The sequence below is a fragment of the Sphingomonas changbaiensis NBRC 104936 genome (assembly GCF_000974765.1).
GTDB lineage: Bacteria > Pseudomonadota > Alphaproteobacteria > Sphingomonadales > Sphingomonadaceae > Sphingomonas_B > Sphingomonas_B changbaiensis.
This window is the reverse complement of record NZ_BBWU01000015.1, coordinates 86,138-103,220: the sequence shown is the minus strand read 5'-3', so window position 1 is coordinate 103,220 and position 17,083 is coordinate 86,138. Positions and strand designations below refer to the sequence as shown.

At 68.0% G+C, this 17,083-nt stretch carries 15 protein-coding genes and 1 tRNA gene; 11 read left to right on the top strand and 5 right to left on the bottom strand.

Annotated features, from left to right (window positions below):
- Positions 1–21 precede the first annotated feature (21 nt).
- From SCH01S_RS03080 to SCH01S_RS03040, 9 genes are all read left to right on the top strand, one after another.
- A complete protein-coding gene (locus SCH01S_RS03080) occupies positions 22–894 on the top strand; it encodes a hypothetical protein (protein ID WP_052733747.1) in 873 nt (290 codons plus the stop codon).
- Positions 891–1,499: a gluconate 2-dehydrogenase subunit 3 family protein gene (locus tag SCH01S_RS03075; RefSeq protein ID WP_046347297.1), complete on the top strand. Its 609-nt coding sequence runs from the start codon at positions 891–893 to the stop codon at positions 1,497–1,499. The genes SCH01S_RS03080 and SCH01S_RS03075 overlap by 4 nt, the downstream gene beginning before the upstream one ends.
- Positions 1,492–3,135, top strand: coding sequence for a GMC family oxidoreductase (locus SCH01S_RS03070; protein ID WP_046347296.1), 1,644 nt, complete (start codon positions 1,492–1,494; stop codon positions 3,133–3,135). The genes SCH01S_RS03075 and SCH01S_RS03070 overlap by 8 nt, the downstream gene beginning before the upstream one ends.
- On the top strand, positions 3,132–4,331 hold the full coding sequence (locus tag SCH01S_RS03065; RefSeq protein ID WP_046347295.1) for an alpha-hydroxy acid oxidase: 1,200 nt from the start codon (positions 3,132–3,134) through the stop codon (positions 4,329–4,331). Before SCH01S_RS03070 ends, SCH01S_RS03065 begins: the two co-directional genes overlap by 4 nt.
- A gap of 11 nt (positions 4,332–4,342) precedes the next feature.
- Complete coding sequence (locus SCH01S_RS03060; RefSeq protein ID WP_046347294.1) at positions 4,343–6,097, top strand: thiamine pyrophosphate-dependent enzyme; 1,755 nt, start codon at positions 4,343–4,345, stop codon at positions 6,095–6,097.
- Positions 6,097–8,949: an FAD-binding and (Fe-S)-binding domain-containing protein gene (locus SCH01S_RS03055; protein ID WP_046347293.1), complete on the top strand. Its 2,853-nt coding sequence runs from the start codon at positions 6,097–6,099 to the stop codon at positions 8,947–8,949. The genes SCH01S_RS03060 and SCH01S_RS03055 overlap by 1 nt, the downstream gene beginning before the upstream one ends.
- Positions 8,946–9,839 carry an SMP-30/gluconolactonase/LRE family protein gene (locus SCH01S_RS03050; RefSeq protein ID WP_046347292.1) on the top strand — a complete coding sequence of 298 codons (894 nt, stop codon included), beginning with the start codon at positions 8,946–8,948 and terminating at the stop codon, positions 9,837–9,839. The genes SCH01S_RS03055 and SCH01S_RS03050 overlap by 4 nt, the downstream gene beginning before the upstream one ends.
- Positions 9,840–9,902: 63 nt before the next feature.
- A tRNA-Cys gene (locus SCH01S_RS03045) sits at positions 9,903–9,976 on the top strand.
- 141 nt (positions 9,977–10,117) lie between these two features.
- On the top strand, positions 10,118–10,699 hold the full coding sequence (locus SCH01S_RS03040) for a 2OG-Fe(II) oxygenase (protein WP_157032779.1): 582 nt from the start codon (positions 10,118–10,120) through the stop codon (positions 10,697–10,699).
- Positions 10,700–10,756: 57 nt separating this feature from the next.
- On the opposite strand, the gene SCH01S_RS03035 is transcribed toward SCH01S_RS03040, so the two are convergent.
- Genes SCH01S_RS03035 through SCH01S_RS03025 form a run of 3 tightly spaced genes read right to left on the bottom strand, consistent with a single transcriptional unit; the run spans position 10,757 to position 13,630 of the window.
- Positions 10,757–11,518 (bottom strand): SPOR domain-containing protein, encoded by a 762-nt coding sequence (locus SCH01S_RS03035; protein WP_052733745.1) that lies wholly within the window; start codon positions 11,516–11,518, stop codon positions 10,757–10,759.
- Between the two features lies 1 nt (position 11,519).
- The gene (locus SCH01S_RS03030; protein ID WP_046347290.1) at positions 11,520–12,764 is read right to left on the bottom strand and encodes a M24 family metallopeptidase; all 1,245 of its coding nucleotides are present in this window, start codon (positions 12,762–12,764) and stop codon (positions 11,520–11,522) included.
- Positions 12,761–13,630 carry an alpha/beta hydrolase gene (locus SCH01S_RS03025; RefSeq protein ID WP_052733744.1) on the bottom strand — a complete coding sequence of 290 codons (870 nt, stop codon included), beginning with the start codon at positions 13,628–13,630 and terminating at the stop codon, positions 12,761–12,763. The genes SCH01S_RS03030 and SCH01S_RS03025 overlap by 4 nt, the downstream gene beginning before the upstream one ends.
- A gap of 111 nt (positions 13,631–13,741) precedes the next feature.
- On the opposite strand from SCH01S_RS03025, the gene SCH01S_RS03020 reads away from it, so the two are divergent.
- Entirely contained in the window at positions 13,742–15,043 is a 1,302-nt protein-coding gene (locus SCH01S_RS03020) for a dicarboxylate/amino acid:cation symporter (protein WP_046347329.1), read from the top strand.
- Position 15,044: 1 nt separating this feature from the next.
- Positions 15,045–15,689 (top strand): LysE family translocator, encoded by a 645-nt coding sequence (locus SCH01S_RS03015; protein ID WP_046347289.1) that lies wholly within the window; start codon positions 15,045–15,047, stop codon positions 15,687–15,689.
- Here SCH01S_RS03015 and SCH01S_RS03010 read toward each other — a convergent pair.
- A complete protein-coding gene (locus SCH01S_RS03010) occupies positions 15,686–16,318 on the bottom strand; it encodes a GNAT family N-acetyltransferase (RefSeq protein WP_046347288.1) in 633 nt (210 codons plus the stop codon). The two genes, SCH01S_RS03015 and SCH01S_RS03010, sit on opposite strands and share 4 nt — an antisense overlap.
- Entirely contained in the window at positions 16,311–16,937 is a 627-nt protein-coding gene (locus SCH01S_RS03005; protein WP_046347287.1) for a glutathione S-transferase family protein, read from the bottom strand. The genes SCH01S_RS03010 and SCH01S_RS03005 overlap by 8 nt, the downstream gene beginning before the upstream one ends.
- Positions 16,938–17,083: the final 146 nt, after the last annotated feature.

The following is a 17,083-nucleotide window of genomic DNA, read 5'->3' as shown; positions in this document are numbered from 1 at the left end:
GCGCGCCTGCGTTGACAGGGCATGCCCAAGCCTGTCCCGGAGCCGTCGCGGCGGCCGCTGATCGCGGTCGGCTTGGGCGGCATCGCTGCGGCAGGCCTGATCGGCGCGGCGGCGTGGAAGCTCTGGAGACGAGCGGAACCGGCCGACCCTGGCAAGGCGGCCGAGCGCGGGCTGCGCGCCGGCGCGGCGATCCTGTCGCTGGCGGTGCTGCTCGACAGCGGCATCGAGCATTACCGCGGTGAGTTCAAGAACCCGGCGATGTTCGTCGCGCCGACACTGGCGCTGGCGACGCTCGGCATGACGGCGGTGGAGGACGAGGCGGCACCGTACGTCTTCAGCGCGGCGCTGGCGGTCGGCGCGGCGGGCGTGGGCTTTCACAGCTACAATATCGGCAAGCGCGCGGGCGGGTTCGACATGCTGAACCTGTTCTACGCAGCGCCCCTGGGTGCGCCGGCGGCGCTGAGCCTGGCCGGGCTGTTCGGACTGGCGGCGGAGCATCCCGGGATTGCCGCTCCCGCGCGGATCGCGCCGGTTGCCGCGCTGGCGCTGCTGGGGACCGCCGCGGAAGCAGGACTGCTGCATTTTCGCGGCGCGTTCCAGAACCCGTTCATGTTCGCGCCGGTGACGCTGCCGCCGCTCGCAGCCGCCGTCACGGCGGCGAGTTCGGTCAGTCCGGAGGCGGCACAGGTCGCGCGGCCGCTGCTGCTCGGGACGGCGCTGCTCGGCATCGCGGGACCGATCTTCCACAGCTACGGCATCCACCGGAACATGGGCGGCTGGCACAATTGGAGCCAGATGATCCTGCAGGGTCCGCCCCTCCCCGCCCCGCCGGCGTTCCTGGGCATCGCGCTCGCCGCGCTGGGGCTGCTGCCGGCCTTGGAGCGGCGCGGATGAGCGGCTTCAAGACGCCATATCCGGACTATGACGTGCTCAAGAAATGGGACACGCCGTCGTGGAACGAGCAGACCCGCGCAGTCATCAAGCGGCGACTGGACGAGATACCGGAGCGGCGGTTCCTGAGCGAGGACGAATGGACGCTGCTGGAAGCGATCGCGGCGCGGCTGATGCCGCAGCCGGAGCGCGAGGCGCCGGTGCCGATCGTCCCCTGGATCGACGAGAAACTGGCCGAGGACCGGCGGCCCGGATATCGCTATGTCGGCATGCCGCCGATGCGCGAAGCCTGGCGGCAGGGGCTCGCCGGCATCGCGGGCGAAGCGCGCGAGCGGCACGGAACCGATTTCCGCGACCTGGAGCCGGACGCGCAGGACGCGCTGCTCGGCGCGGTGCAGCGGGGCGAGATTGACGGACGGCAGTGGGGCGACCTTCCCGCCGATCGTTTCTTCAGCGAGCTGCTGCTGAAGGAAATCGTCGCGGTCTATTATTCCCACCCGGCGGCGTGGAGCGAGATCGGCTTTGGCGGCCCGGCGAGCCCACGCGGCTATGTCCGGCTGGGCCTTGACGAGCGCGACCCGTGGGAAGCCGAAGAGCAGCATGTTTGACGCTATCGACCAGCCGCGTGCGCAAGACGGGCGGGCGCCGGACGTGTTCCGCCCCGGCGCGTGGGTGCAGATGCGCTGCTATGACGATTCGGAGCAGGTCGATTTCGCGATCGTCGGCACCGGCGCGGGCGGCGGCACGCTGGCGGCCAAGCTCGCCGAAGCCGGCTTTTCCGTCGTCGCCTTCGATGCCGGCCCGTTCTGGCGGCCGCTGGAGGATTTCGCGTCCGACGAAGCGGCACAGGGCGATCTCTACTGGACCGACGAGCGGATCAGCGGCGGCGCGGACCCGATCCAGCTTGGCAGCAACAATAGTGGCCGCGGCGTCGGCGGCAGCACCGTGCATTACACGATGATCGCGCTCCGCTGGCGGCCGGACTGGTTCAAGTCGCGGTCGAAGCTCGGCTATGGCCGCGACTGGCCGCTCAGCTTCGAGGAGCTGGAGCCCTATTACGAGGAAGCGGAAGAGTCGCTGAAGATCAGCGGCCCGGTTCGCTACCCCTGGGGCAAGCGGCGCAAGCGCTACCCGTATCGCGAGCATCCCGTGAACGCGTCGGGCCTGGTGCTCGCGCGCGGCTGCGAGCGGATCGGCATCGACTGGTCGCCGCTGCCGCTCGCCACCCTCTCCGCACCGCGCGGAATGGCGCACCCGTGCGTCTATCGCGGCTTTTGCAAATATGGCTGCTCGACCAACGCCAAGCAGAGCGTGCTGGTCACCTTCGTACCCCGAGCGATCGCGGCGGGTGCCGAAATCCGCGACCTGGCGATGGTCGGGCGGATCGAGATGGGCAAGGACGGGCGCGCGACCGGCGTTTCCTACAATCGGCGCGGCAAATGGCGCCAGCAGAAGGCGCGGCACGTCGTCGTCGCGGGCTATGCGATCGAGACGCCGCGGCTGCTGCTGAACTCCGCCTGCCCCGAATTCCCGGACGGGCTCGCGAACGACAACGGCCTGGTCGGCACGCATCTGATGACCCATTCGGGGCCCGGCGTCTGGGGCGTGCTGGACGAGGAGATCCGCAGCTACAAGGCGCCCCCCTGCATGGCCGGCACCGAGCATTGGAATTACTCCGACGAGGGCAAGGACTTTCACGGTGGCTATGCGTTCATGAGCCAGGGGCCGCTGCCGACCGACTGGGCGCAGACGCTCGCAGCGCGCGGACTCTGGGGCGCGGCGCTGCGGCAGGAAATGACCCGCTACAATCACACCGCCGGGCTGGTGCTGGTCGGCGAGACCGAGCCGCAAGCACACAACCGGGTCGAGCTGGCCGACGAAAAGGATCAGTACGGGCTCCGCATCCCGCGCGTGACCTTTTCCTATTCCGAGAACGACCGGCGGCTGATCGAGCATGGCCGCAAGTCGATGCACCAGGTGCTGGCGGCGGGCGGCGCGCACCAGCTCTGGGACACCCACGATACCTCGCACCTGATGGGCGGCTGCCGGATGGGGGACGACCCGAAGGACAGCGTTGTCGATGCCGACGGGCGCACCTGGGCGATCCCGAACCTGTGGGTGTGCGACGGGTCGCTGTTCCCCAACTCCGGCGGGGTCAATCCATCGCTGACGATCCAGGCGCTCGCCTGCCGGATCGGCGACCGCATCGCCGAGATGGCAAAGCGCGGCGAGCTTGATCGATGACCATCTACACGAACATCGAGGATCTGCGGGTCGAAGCATCGAAGCGCGTGCCGAAGCCGTTTTTCGAATATGTCGAGAACGGATCGTACGACGAGCTGACGCTGCGCGCGAACCGGCGCGACCTGGATGCGATCCGCTTTCGTCAGCGCGTCATGCTGAACGTATCCGAGCGCAAGCATGGCGGCACGATGCTGGGAAAACCGGTGACGATCCCGCTCGCCCTGGCCCCGACCGGTCTGTGCGGATCGATGTGCGCGAATGGCGAGATCAAGGCGGCACGCGCGGCGCAGCGCTTCGGCGTCCCCTTCTGCCTTTCGACCATGTCGCTGGACTCGATCGAGGATGTGGCCGGCGCGGTCGACCAGCCCTTCTGGTTCCAGCTCTACCTGATGAAGGACCGCAAGATCAGCGAATCGCTGATCAATCGCGCCAAGGCGGCGGGCTGCTCGGCGCTGGTGCTGACGATGGACCTGCACGTCGAGGGCCAGCGGAACCGCGACGTCAAGAACGGCCTCGGCATTCCGCCCAAGCTCACGCCCGCGAACATCTGGAGCATCGTCAGCCATCCGGGCTGGGCGCTGCCGATGCTGCGCGCGAGCGAATGGACGTTCGGCAACCTGAAGGATGAAGTAAAGAATTCCGGCGATCTCGGCGAACTGGCCGAATGGGTGAAGAGCCAATTCGACCCGACCTTCGACTGGCACACGATCGATTGGGTGCGGCAACGCTGGGGCGGCAAGCTGATCATCAAGGGCGTGCTCGACCCCGACGACGCGAAACTGGCAATCAAGGCCGGCGCCGACGCGGTGCTGGTTTCCAATCACGGCGGGCGGCAGCTCGACGGGGCGGCGTCGACGGCATCGCAACTCCCGGCGATCCGCGACGCGATCGGCAAGGATGACGTCGAGCTTTGGGCCGATAGCGGCATCCGGTCGGGGCAGGACGTGCTCAAGTTCCTCAGCATGGGCGCGACCGCCTGCATGATCGGTCGCGCCTATCTCTACGGTCTCGGCGCTGCCGGCGAGGATGGCGTCATCAAGGCGCTGGAGCTGATCCGCGACGAAATGGACGTGACGATGGCGCTGACCGGCCTGACCGACGCGTCCAAGGTTCCGCCGAGCCTGATCCTCGGCGCACCACGGCGATCAGCCGAGGAACCCGCCGCGACAGCATACATTACTCAACTGGACGGATAGGAGCAGCAGCAATGGCCATGACCGGCGGCGACATTCTCGTCGAAACCCTGATCGACTGGGGCGTGGACACGATCTTCGGCATTCCCGGAGATGGCATCAACGGCGTGTTCGAGGCGCTGCGCAACCGACAGGACCAGATCCGCTTCATCCAGACGCGGCATGAGGAAGTCGCGGCCTTTGCCGCCTGTGCCTATGCCAAATGGACGGGAAAGCTTGGCGTCTGCCTCTCCACATCCGGGCCCGGCGGCGTCCATCTGCTGAACGGCATCTACGACGCCAAGCTGGACGGCCAGCCGGTGCTCGCGATCACCGGCATGCAGCATCACGATTTGCTCGATACCTGGACGCAGCAGGATATCGACCTCGACAAATTGTTCATGGACGCGACTGCGTACAGCGCGCGGATCATGGGGCCGACCCATGTCGAGAATGTCGTCGAGATGGCCTGCCGCACCGCCCTCGCTTATCGCCAGCCGACGCATGTGACGATCCCGGTCGATATCCAGTCGATGCCCCTCGACAAGGCCCGGCGCTCCGAACGCAACATCAAGCATCATGTGTCGAACATGATGGCGCGGGGCGGGCAGCTTCCCGACCGCCAGCAACTGGAGCAGGCCGCGGCGATCCTGAATCAGGCGAAGAAGCCGTTCATCCTGGCCGGCCGCGGTTCGATCGGCGCGCGCGCCGAGCTGGAGGCAGTCGCCGAGCGGCTGAAGGCGCCGGTCGGCATGCCGCTGCTGGGCAAGGGTGCCATTCCGGACCGCAGCCCCTATTCAACCGGCGGCGTCGGCCTGCTCGGCACGCGCGCGAGCCAGGAAGCGCTGGAAAGCTGCGACACGCTGCTGATCGTCGGCTCGTCGTTCCCCTATATCGAATTCTATCCGAAGCCGGGCAAAGCGCGCGCGGTCCAGATCGAGATCGACCCGAAGCGGGTCGGGCTGCGCTATCCGGTCGAGGCAGGTCTGATCGGTGACAGCAAACGCGTGCTGGCCGAGCTGCTGCCGATGCTGAAACCCAATGACAGCACCGATTTTCTCGACACCGCGCAGAAGGCGATGGGCAAGTGGCGCGAGCTGATGGACGATCGCGGCACCCGCACCGACATGCCGATGAAGCCGCAGGTCGTCACGCACGAGCTCAACAAGCTGATCGACGACGACGCAATCCTGATCACCGACAGCGGCACGATTACCGCCTGGACCGCGCGCCATGTCGACATGCGCGGCGACATGAAGTTCAGCTGCTCCGGAACCCTCGCCAGCATGGCCTGCGGCTTGCCCTATGCGATTGCCGGCGCCGTCGCTTATCCGGGCCGGCAAGTGGTCGCGGTTATCGGCGACGGGGCGATGGCGATGCTGATGGGCGATCTCGTCACGCTCAGGAAATACGGCCTCGACGTGAAGATCATCGTCATCAAGAACAACACGCTCGGCCAGATCAAGTGGGAGCAGATGGTCTTCCTCGGCAACCCCGAATATGGCTGCGAGCTGGAGCCGGTCGATTTCGTGCGCGTCGCGGAAGGCTGCGGCATTCGCGCGATCCGGATCGACGACCCGGCCAAGTGCGGCACCCAGCTGCGCGAGGCGCTTGCCATGCCGGGCGCCTGCCTGATCGAGGCCGTCGTCGACCCGAACGAGCCGCCGATGCCGCCGAAGATCGAGGCCAAGCAGGCGCTGCACTTGGCCGAGGCGCTGGCGAAGGGCACGCCCAATCGCGGCAAGATCGCGCTCACCATCGCGTCCGACAGGGTCCGCGAGCTGGTGTGATGGGGGCGCCGCACGAGGCGCTCGAGCAGGACCTGAGGCGCGCGCTGGGCGATGCGGTCGATTTCAGCGCCCAGGCGCGGGCGCTCTACGCGACCGACGCGTCCAACTATCGCCAGGTGCCGATCGGGCTGGTGAGCCCGCGCAACCGCGACGAAGTGATCGAGACGGTTCGCATCTGCCGCGAACACGACGCGCCGATCCTGCCGCGGGGCGGCGGGACCAGCCTGGCGGGCCAGGGCTGCAACGCCGCGGTGACGATCGACTTTTCACGGCACTTGCACCGGGTGGTCGGGATCGACCCGGCGGCGCGACGCGCTACGGTCGAGCCGGGCTGCATCCTCGACCGGCTGTGCGACGAGGCGAAGGGGCACGGCCTGACCTTCGGGCCCGATCCCGCAACGCACGATCACAATACGCTGGGCGGGATGATCGGCAACGACAGCTGCGGCGTCCATTCGGTGACTGCCGGCCGCACCGCCGACAATGTCGAGCGGCTGACGGTGCTCACTTACGACGGCGAGGTGCTGGAGCTCGGGCCCACGCGCGAGGCGGAGCTGGCGGCCATCACGGCAAAGGCGGGACGGCGCGGCGATATCTTCCGCGCGCTGGTCGCGCTCCGTGACCGTTGGGGGCCGCTGATCGAGGCGCGCTATCCGAAGATCCCGCGGCTGGTGTCCGGCTACGAGAATCTCGATGCGTTGCTGCCGGGCCGTGGCTTCAACGTCGCGCGCTCGGTGGTCGGGACCGAAGGCAGTTGCCTGATCGTGCTGGACGCGACCCTGACGCTGGTGCCCCATCCGGCGCACAAGGCGCTGGCGCTGCTCGGTTTCGACGACGTGTTCGCCGCTGCCGATGCCGTGCCGTCGATCCTGGCCGAAGGGCCAGACGCGATCGAGGGTTTCGACGACAAGCTGTTCCGGGCCGTGCGGCGCGCGCACGCCGGACATGGCGGCCTGGCGCTGCTGCCCGACGGCAAGGGCTGGCTGATGGTCGAAGCGGGCGGCGAGACGCGCGACGAGGCCGAAGCGAAGGTCCGCCGGATCGTCAAACGCTCCGGCCACAAGGGGCATCGCCGCATCCTCTCCGGCCCCGACGAGCAGCAGCGCATCTGGACGGCGCGCGAAGCGTCGCTGGGTGCGACCGCATTCGTGCAGGGACAGCCCGAGCATTGGCCGGGGTGGGAAGACAGCGCGGTGCCGCCCGACCGGCTCGGCGATTACCTGCGCGACCTGGAGGCGCTGTTCCGCCGCCACGGCTATACCGCCGCGATCTACGGCCATTTCGGCGACGGGGTGATCCATTGCCGGATCGATTTCGATTTCCGGAGCGGCAAGGGCCTCGCCAATTACCGCGCCTTCATGTGCGACGCCGCGCATCTGGTGCACAGCTATGGCGGCTCGCTCTCCGGTGAGCATGGCGACGGACAGGCCCGCGCCGAGCTGCTGGAGATCATGTACGGGCCGGAGCTGCTACGCTGCTTTCGCGAATTCAAGGCGATCTGGGATCCGGGCAACCGGATGAATCCGGGCAAGGCGATCGAGCCTTACCCGGTCGATTCCAATCTGCGGCTGGGGCCCGATTACCGTCCCGAGCCGTTGGAGACCTGGTTCGGCTATCCCGCCGACCATGGCTCGTTCGCGCACGCGACGACGCGCTGCGTCGGCGTCGGCAAATGCCGGCGGCGGCAGGTCGGCGACGAGGTGATGTGCCCCTCCTATCTCGCAACTGGGGAGGAGAGGCATTCGACCCGCGGCCGCGCGCACCTGCTGCATGAGATGACGCGCGGCGAGGTCATCAACGACGGCTGGAGCAGCGACGCGGTCGAGGACGCGCTGTCGCTGTGCCTCGCCTGCAAGGGGTGCAAGGCGGACTGTCCGGTCGGCGTCGATGTCGCGACCTGGAAAGCCGAGTTTCGTGCACACCACTATAAGGACCGGCTACGGCCGCGGGCAGCCTATTCGATGGGGCTGATCGACCGCTGGGCGCGGGTGGCGGATCATGCGCCGGGCATCGCAAATCTTCTGGCCGGGAACAGGGTCGGCAAATGGGTCGCCGGCATCGACGGCCACGCCACGCTGCCGCGCTTTGCCCGGCAGAGTTTTCGCCGATGGTTCGCCGAGCGCGACAAAATACCGATCGGCGGCGAGCGGGTGCTGCTGTGGCCGGACACGTTCAACAATCACTTCCGCCCTGAAACCGCGATTGCCGCGGTCGAGGTGCTGGAGCGCGCCGGCTTCGAGGTGACGATCCCGCGCGTCCCCCTGTGCTGCGGGCGGCCGCTGTACGATTGGGGGTTCCTCGACCAGGCCAGGGCGCGGCTGGAGCGCATCTTCGCAGCCCTTGCCGGTGAGATCGCCGCCGGCACGCCGGTCGTCGGTCTCGAGCCGGCCTGCGTCTCGGTGTTCAAGGACGAATTGCCGAACCTCTTCCCCGATCGCGACGAGGCGCACCAGCTATCGAAGCAAGTGATCTATTTCGCCGATTTCGTGGCCGACCGGATCGACCAGATCCCGTCGCTGCACCGGGGCGGCGACGCGCTGGTGCAGGTCCATTGCCACCACCATGCCGTCATCGGCTTCGACAAGGAAAAGGCGCTGCTCGACCGGCTCAGCCTTGCCGTCGAGCGGCCGCCGCAGGGATGCTGCGGCATGGCCGGCGCCTTCGGCATGGCGGCGGAGACCCATGGCGTCGGCCGCGCGATCGGCGAGCGTGTGCTGCTGCCACGTGTCCGGGAGCTGCCGGCGGACACGCTGGTGCTGGCCGACGGCTTCAGCTGCCGCGAGCAGATCGAGGCGCATGGCGGGCGGACCACGCGCCACATCGCCGAGCTGCTGGCCGGGCGCCTGGCATGAGCGACACGCCAGAGCTGGTGCTGGATGCCCGCGCCAGGAACGGCGAGAATCCGCTCTGGTCGGTCGCGGAGCAGCGCCTCTACTGGATCGATGTCGAGGCGCCGGCGATCCACCGCTTCGATCCCGCGAGCGGCACCGACGAATGCTGGCGGATGCCGTCGGAGGTGGGAGCGATCGCGCTCTGCCGCAGCGGCACGCTGCTGGCGGCGCTCCGTACCGGACTGATGCGGCTCGATCTTGCCGCCGGCACGTCCGAGCTGCTGGCGCCGCCACCCTATGATCCGCTCACGCACCGGTTCAACTCGGGCAAGTGCGACAGCAACGGCCGGTTCTGGATCGGCACGATGTTCAAGCCGCTCGACGGCCGCAAGCCCGATGCCGCGACCGAGCCGACCCCGCTTTATGTCTTCGAAGCCGGCCAGCTCCGCGAAACCGGCGTCTCGGCGGTGATCGCGAACGGCCTCGACTGGAGCCTCGACGATCGCCGTTTCTATTTCGCCGATTCGTTCGCGCGCAGGATCGACCGCTACGCTTTCCACGCGGGCAGCGGGCAAATATCCGATCCGCAATGCTTCGCCAGTTTTCCGTCCACCGGGCCGCAGCCGGACGGCGCGGCCATGGACAGCGAAGGCTGCTACTGGTCCGCGCAATATGACGGCGGCCGCGTGATCCGCTTCCGGCCGGACGGAAGCATCAAGCGCGAAATCCACCTTCCGGTCAGCGAACCGACGATGTGCGCGTTCGCAGGGCCCGATCTACGGGACATCTACATCACGACCGCCTCGAGCGGGTTGTCGCCGGAGCGCGCGGCCCGGGAGCCGCACGCCGGCGGGCTGTTTCGCCTGCGCGCACCGGCGCCGGGCCTGCCGGCGCACCTTGCCGACAGCTGATTGAGGCCGGGAGTCGCTTTCAGGCTTGCCATCGACCGGCAAACCTTGGAAATGCGCGCCTCCGGCCCGATGGCGGAGTGGTTACGCAGAGGACTGCAAATCCTTGCACGCCGGTTCGATTCCGGCTCGGGCCTCCACTCTCATCCAGAAAATGGCAGTTTTCACTTGAGAGAGCCGGCGGCGCCCGTCGTGTCAGCGGGGCGCCCTTCCATCTGCGATCGCCTCCCGGTTCATCAGAAATTATGTCGTGATGCGTATGAGGCGCTACCGGATACAAATTGAGCTGGGTCATCATGACTTCGTCAGTACGCGTGATCGACAACTTCCTCGCTGCGGAATCGCATCAGAAAATGGCGAGCTATCTGCGAGGGCCGGGTTGGGCCTACGGTTCCTACTCGGACCCAAGTCCCGGAGCCCCGCGATATTGGTACAAGCATTTCGCCGGACTGGTGAATAGCGCGGCCGAGGACGCGAGCGTCGGAACCATTGAAGGCGAACTGGCAAATGCTCCCCCTATCGCCGCGATGTGGGCGGCGATCCGCGCGAATGTGCTTCCGGAACACGAGCTGCTCCGCTGCTACGCAAACGGCTATCCCTATGGAGCCGATGGCGGCGTTCATCTCGACGCCGATGTCCCTGGCCATGTTACCGCGCTCTATTTCGGCCATGCTCGTTGGGAGCCCAACTGGGGTGGCGAGACGGTCTTTTTCGATAGCGAGCGACAAGATGTCGTCGCAACTGCCTACGCCCGTCCCAACCGACTGGTCGTTTTCCCCGGCGATTTGCCCCATGTGGCGCGTGGAGTCTCGCGCATTTGCCCGGAGCTGCGCATTACGCTGATGTTCAAGGCACGCGCCTGAGAGGAATCACAAGCAAGGTGCTGGTCCATTTGAATACCGGTACCGGATCGATCTGCTTTACCCAGATCCGGGGCTGATCCGAAAGCAGTCGCTGCTGATGCTGCGGACTTGTCGGCAGAAGGCGTCTGCGCCCGCCGCGGTGTCGAACGGGCCGATCTGGAGCCGGGTCAAACGCCCTTCGGAACGAAAGATGGGTGCCACCGCTGCAGGCTTGCCCGGCTTCAACCGCGCCCAGAGCCTCTCCGCATTGGCGCGGCTGGAGAAGGCGCCGACCTGCACGCGCCAGCGCTCAGCCGCCGGCCTGGCGGGAGTAGCCTGACGGACGGGCGCGACGTCAACGACATCGACGCGCGGATCGGGCAAGACCGGCTCCGCCATCACTGCCAGCGCCTCTGCGGCCGCGGGCAGCCCGGCGTTGGCTGCGCGCCGCATCCAGCGCCGTGCTTCCGGCACGTCCTTCGGCGCGGCGACGCCGTTGAACAGGATCGTTCCGAGCGCATATTGCGCGCGGCGGTCGCCGCGCTCGGCCGCCTTGCGCAGCCACGGCACCGCCTCGTGCTGCTTGCCGTTCTGATAGAGGACCAGGCCATATTCGGCCTCGCCGCTCGGAAGTCCCAGCCGCGCCGCCTTTTCGAACCACCGCTCCGCCTCGGCCGCATCCAGCGGCGCTGGATCGCCGAGCTTATAGGCGCGGCCGAGCCGATAGGCGGCCTCGGCATCGCCCGACTGGGCGGCCTGCTTCCACGTCCTGAGCTGCGCATCGTCGGCGGCCGCGCCCGCCAGCGCTGCCGCCAAAGCCAGGAGCGCGGCCGGAGCCATGTCAGACCGGCGTGTCGATGCTCGCGGGCGGCTCGCTGAAGAATTTGGGACCCGCGGGCGTCATGTGGAAGCAATCCTCGAGACGCACGCCGAACTTGCCGGGCAGATATAGGCCGGGCTCGTTCGAGAAGCACATGCCGACCTCCAGCGGGGTCGTCTCGCCGTGCACCAGATTGACCGGCTCGTGCCCGTCCATGCCGATGCCATGCCCGGTGCGGTGCGACAGGCCGGGAAGCTTGTAGCCGGGGCCATAGCCTTCGCGCTCGTAGAATGCGCGAACCGCATCGTCGACCTGGCCGCAGGGCGTGCCGAGCCGGGCGGTGCGCATCGCGACCCGCTGCCCTTCGGCGACGGTTTCGAAGACACGGCGGACGTCGGCCGGCACCTTGCCCGGGACGAAGGTACGGCTGATGTCCGACGCGTAACCGTCGACCGTGCAGCCGCAGTCCATCAGCACCACCTCGCCCTCGCGCACGATCTGCGGCTTGCCGGAGCCGTGCGGATAGGCAGCCGCTTCGCCGAGCAGCACCAGCGCGCCGTCCGCCTGGCCGCCGAGCGCCTGGGTCGCGGCCACGATCATCGCGGCGATCTCGTCGCGGGGCATCCCTTCACGGATGCGCGGCACCGTCCAGCGCAGCGCGGCGATGGTGACGTCGTTCGCCTTCTGCATCAGCGCGATTTCGGCGGGCGTCTTGTGCATCCGGCAGCCGCGCACAACCGGATTGGCGGAGACCAGCCTCACCGCCGGCAGCAGCTTGCCCAGGCCGTCGCTCGCGAAGAAGCGAACCGTCTCCTCGATGCCGACCTGGCCGCGATCGAGCCGGCGTTCCTTCAGCCAGTTGGCGATGACCGCGGTCGGGCTCTCGTCTTCCTGCCAGACGCGGATTTCGGCGGGGACGCCCAGCGTCTCCTGCACCGACGGGCGTTCGAAGAAAGGCGTGACGATCAGCGGCTCACCGGAGACCGGGATCACTCCCGCCGTCAGCCGCTCGCTCCGATGCCAGCGCACCCCGGTGAAGTAGATCAGCGACGATCCCGGCTCGATCACGACCGCGGACAGGCCGTTCTTGCGCATCAGCTCCTGCGCGCGGGCGAGCCGGCGCATCCGCTCCTCGCGGCCGATCGGCACGATGTCGCCGGTCATCTTGGTGAGGCCCGACGTGTCGATGTCGGCAAAGGCGGGCATTGCGGCGAGGGCGCCCAGGGCGACTGCGGAACCGAGCAGGGTGCGACGCGTGAAATTCATTTGAACGCCTTCTGGATGAGCGCCGCGACGGCCGCGAATTGCGGCTCGCCGGGGGCGATGATGTTGAAATGATCGGCCTTGGCCGGGGCGAGGATTTCGACAAGGTCGGTGCCGGCCGCGCGGGCGTAATCCGCCGCGTCTTCGCGCCTCAGATATTCCGACACGACCAGATATTGCGGAACGCCGATCGGCAGCGCCTCGATCGGCGAGCCCTGCCGGTAATGCTGCGGCACTTCTGCCGACGTACCGCCCATCAGCCGTACGATCGACGTGCGCCGGCAGAATTCCGGTCGAGAGTCGACCGCGGCGGCGAGGTCGCCGGGCCCGTCGATGGCGACCGCAGCCTTGATCGGCAGCGGGTCACGGCCACGGATCTCACTGTCGAGCGGAAGCCGTGGCCGCGCGGCGAGCCAGAGCGCGGCCTGCGCCCCAGCCGAGTGTCCGGTCGCGACGACGCGCGAGAGATCGAGCGGATAGCGTCGCGCAAGGCTGCGCAGCTGGTCGGCGGCCGCGGCCCAGTCCTGGAATGTCCCCGGCCAGCCGGCGCCCGGATTGCCCCATTGGCGATATTCGATATTCCACGTCGCGATCCCCTTGCGCGTGAGCGCGGTGGCCAGCGGCGCGGTGTTGCGGGTCGTCGCGAGTCCGCGGGTCCAGCAGCCGCCATGGATGACGATCGCTACCGGAAACGGCCCCTTGCCCCCCGGCAGCCGCAGCTCGCCCTTCTGGTTCGGACCGGTACCATATTGGACCGTGGCGGTGGGCATGCTCGCCGGCAGGCGGTCGACGTCCTCCGGCCCCAGCGCCCGCGCATGACAGGCGGGAGCGAGCAGCAGGGCCGCGGCGATTCCGACAAGCTTGGGCACGGCCCTCCCCGGTTGACTGGTCGGCGCGGACGCTGCCACCAATAGTTCGCAGGCGCAACGGGTTGACCGGGGCGCGCCGATGCCCTTCACGTGCGCGCGAAGGAGCGCTGCGTGGCAAAACGATTGACCTACATGATTCTGGCCGGCCTGGTGCTTGGCATCATCGTCGGCTGGGTGCTGAACGCCACGATCGCCGACCAGGCGCAGCTGAAAGCGATCGCCGGCTATCTGTCGATCGTCACCACCGTCTTCCTGCACCTGATCAAGATGATCATCGCGCCCCTGGTGTTCGGAACGCTGGTCGTCGGCATCGCGCATATGGGCGACACGGCGGCGCTCGGGCGGGTCGGCGTCAAGTCAGTCGGCTGGTTCATCGCCGCGAGCCTGATGTCCCTGACGCTCGGCCTGATCCTCTCGCACATCCTGCAGCCCGGCGCCGCGCTGAACCTGCCGCTGCCGCCGGCGACGGAGAGCAGCGGCATCGATCGCAGCGCGTTCGACGTGGCGAAGATCATCACCCACATCTTCCCGACCTCGATCATCGACGCGATGGCGACCAACGAGATCCTGCAGATCGTCGTTTTCGCGGTGTTCTTCGGTGTCGCGATCACGTCCGTGGGCGAGCGTGCCGCGCCGCTGGTGAAGGCGTGCGAAGGGCTGGTCGCGGTGATGCTGCGCGTGACCGATTATGTGATGCGCTTCGCCCCTTATGCGGTGTTCGCGGCGGTCGCGGCAACACTGGCCGAACAGGGCCCGGGCGTGATCGGCAAGCTCGCCTATTTCATGGGCAGCGTTTATCTGGGCCTCGCGCTACTCTGGCTTTTCCTGGGGCTGCTTGCGTTCCTGGTGATCGGCCGGCGCGTGTTCGCGCTCGCCCGCTATATCCGCGAGCCGATCCTGGTCGCCTTTTCCACTGCTTCGTCGGAAGCCGCCTTTCCGCGCACGCTGGAAGCGCTCGACCGGTTCGGGGCGCCGCCGCGCATTTCCAGCTTCGTGCTGCCGCTCGGCTATTCGTTCAATCTCGACGGCTCGATGATGTACATGACGTTCGCGTCGCTGTTCATCGCCCAGGCCTATGGCATCCACCTGGACCTCGGCACGCAGATCGCGATGCTGCTGACGCTGATGATCACGTCGAAGGGCATCGCCGGCGTGCCGCGCGCGAGCCTGGTGGTGATCGCGGCGACGCTGTCGCAGTTCAATCTGCCCGAGGCCGGGTTGCTGCTGATCCTCGCGATCGATCATTTTCTCGACATGGGGCGCTCTGCGACCAACGTGGTCGGCAACGCTGTCGCAAGCGTGGTGGTGGCGCGCTGGGAAGGCGAGCTCGACCCCGAGGCGCCGCCGGAGATCGCGCCCGCGCCCGCGCCTTCCGGCCGCGCCGAGACGCCGCCGGCCGAAACCTGGGGCTGAGATGATCGCGCTCGCCGGCTATGAATTGCTGCCGGACTGGCCGCGCTTCGCGGCCTTCGCGGCCGCCGGACTTGCGCTGAACGTCGTGCCGGGCGCTGACATGACGTTCGTGATCGCGGCCGGGGCCCGCGGCGGGCGACGTGCCGGCGCGATCGCCGCGCTGGGCATCGGCGCGGGCACACTGGGGCATATCGTCGCGGCCGTGCTCGGGCTGTCCGCGCTCCTGATGTCGTCGCAGGCGCTGTTCGAGGCGCTGAAGCTCGTCGGGGCGGCTTATCTGCTGTACGTCGCGGTCGGTCTGCTGCGCGCGCCGAAACCGGAGGCCAAGGCGGTCGCGGCGCCCGCGCGCCTGTTCCGGACCGCAGCGCTGATCAACCTGACCAATCCCAAGGTGGCGTTGTTCTTCCTCGCCTTCCTTCCCCAGTTCGTCGACCCCGCCGCGCAGGCACCGGCGCTGCAGATCCTATGCCTGGGCCTCTGGTTCGACCTGGTGGGAACGTTGGTGAACGCGGTGATCGGCGTCGGTGCGGCCGGAACCGCCGTGAGGCTCGGTCGCATTCCCTGGTTCGGGCGCGCTGCCCGCTGGTGCGCGGCGACCCTGCTCGGCGGTCTGGCAATCCAGCTCGCGCTGGCGGAGCGGCGCTAGGCCAGCCGCGCGGTCGTGTAGGGCGCTTCGACGCGCCAGCCGAGGGACTGATAGAGCGCACGGCCATCCGGTGTCGCGACCAGCACGAAGCGGCTCGCCGGATCGGCGCGGGCATGTCCGAGGCTGGCCATTACGGCCGCGCCGAGACCGCGCCGCCGGTGCGGCGGTTCGGTCACGATCCGGTCGAACGCGAACACGCCGTCATGTTCGGCGGCGTGGCCGGACGCGGCGAGCGAACCGTCGGCCGCCAGCACGCGCAGGGACAAGGCAGCGCCGTCGCGACCAAGTTCGACGGAATAGTCGGCCGGTAAGGGCCGCGCGGGGATCGTCGCCTCGCACGTCATTAAGGCGGCCGAGCCGTCGAGCGACCAGCGCGGCGGAAGCCACCTGCGCATCACGTCGGGGGACGCGCAGAGTTTTAACACCGTCAGGTGATCGGTGACAGTCCGGCCGAGCTCCGTCAGGCCGGCACCGGGACGCGCGAAAACGTAGCGGCGGGATTCGGTCGGCAGGCCCGTGTCGACACGCAGGCCGCCATGGTCATGGACCGGAGCAGGCAGGCCGCGGCAGATCGAGCGCGCCGCCAACCACGCGGCGACAAGGGCCGGGTCGGCCCCTGCTTCAGGCATAGGCGTAAGGGCCGCCGCGCTCGAGCGCGCGCTGATAGGCCGGGCGCGCATGGATGCGCTCCAGCCAGGCGATCGTGCTGGGGCGGGAGCTATCCAGTCCCGCGCGCCGGCGGGCGGCTTCCAGCGGGAAGCTCATCATCACGTCCGCGGCCGTCAGATCATCGCCGACGAACCAGTCGCGGCCGGCCAGGTCACGTTCGATGAAGTTCAGATGATTGTCGATCATCGGCTGGATCCGCTTCTGCGCGGCCTTGCCGAAAAGCGGCACGCGGCTCAGCACCAGTTTCACGAGCAGCGGCGGCATCAGCGAGCCCTCGGCGTAATGAAGGAAGAAGCGGTAGCGGAGGATCGCGTCGCGGTGAGGCGGCGGGCCCAATCGGCCGTCAGCCTTGTCGACCAGATATTCGACGATCGCGCCGGTCTCCGCAACCACTGTGTCGCCATTCTGGATCACCGGCGACTTGCCGAGCGAGTGGACCTGCCGCAGCTCGGGCGGGGCGAGCATCGTCTTCGCGTTCCGCTCGTAGCGCTTCACCTCGTAGGGAAGCTCCAGCTCCTCCAGCATCCAGAGTATTCGCTGCGAGCGGCTGTTCTCGAGATGGTGGACGATGATTGGCATGGCGTCTCCCCTTCTCGCGCCACTCTAGCCGGACTTCCGCGCGAGCGGGTATGCCGATTTATCTCACACGAAGACACAAAGGCACGAAGAGAAAGCGGGCCCTTCTTTGTGCCTTCGTGTTTTCGTGTGAGATAAAGCGAGGCGCG